The sequence below is a fragment of the Arthrobacter sp. Y81 genome (assembly GCF_002929335.1).
In the GTDB taxonomy this organism is placed as follows: Bacteria; Actinomycetota; Actinomycetes; order Actinomycetales; family Micrococcaceae; genus Arthrobacter.
The window spans coordinates 1-686 of sequence record NZ_PJIL01000068.1 but is presented as its reverse complement, the minus strand read 5'-3'; the positions used below and the strand labels follow the sequence as shown (position 1 = coordinate 686).

The 686-nt window shown below is 55.0% G+C and carries 2 protein-coding genes; both read left to right on the top strand.

All coding sequences use genetic code 11. The annotated features are described in order from the left end of the window. Positions 1 to 135 precede the first annotated feature (135 nt). Positions 136 to 402, top strand: coding sequence for a hypothetical protein (locus CXQ91_RS24215; RefSeq protein ID WP_104086579.1), 267 nt, complete (start codon positions 136 to 138; stop codon positions 400 to 402). Between the two features lie 101 nt (positions 403 to 503). Continuing rightward, the coding region (locus CXQ91_RS24210; protein WP_104086578.1) for a CsbD family protein at positions 504 to 686 on the top strand (183 nt) is incomplete at its 3' end.

Below are 686 nucleotides of genomic sequence, written 5' to 3'. Positions count from 1 at the left end.
GCGGCCGGAGCGTTAACGGCGCTGGCCCAAAATCTCTGCCCCGGAACTCTAGACTGCGCCGATTTCGCGTGTCTAAAATGATGCCACCAATTCCATTGCAGGTTCCATGCATCTGTTGTGAGAGGGTGACCTTGAATGTCTGAGCACGATTCTTCAAAGGTAAATGACCATGCCCCAGCCATCGCGCAGGGATCGATCGCCAATTTGATCTGGTGCGGGGTATGTGACAGCGACGAGTACGTGATCATTGAGCGGGCCCGTTGGTATCGCCTTGAGGGCGAGGGGTCTTGGGATATTGACTACACGTGCATGAACTGCGACAGCTTCTACGGTCATGTTGTGAAAGAGGCCGAAGTGACCAGGGCACTCATGGCGGCCATGGCTGTCGTCGCAGGCAACTAAGGGATCATACGCAGGCCAAGCGCCAACCGTTCAGGAAACGTTCAGATTTCTTTCCTAGGGTTGAAAGCGTACTAGTTGGATTCGAATTGAAGGAGGACCTTATGGGTCTCGGAGATAAGATCAGCAACAAAGCTCAGGAAGTAGCCGGTAAGGCGAAGGAAACCCTGGGAGATGCAACCAACAACGAAAAGCTTCAAGCCGAGGGCGTCGGAGATCAGGCCGCGGCGAAAGCAAAGCAGGCCGGCGAGCACGTCAAGGACGCCGCGAAGGATGTCTTCGGCAAA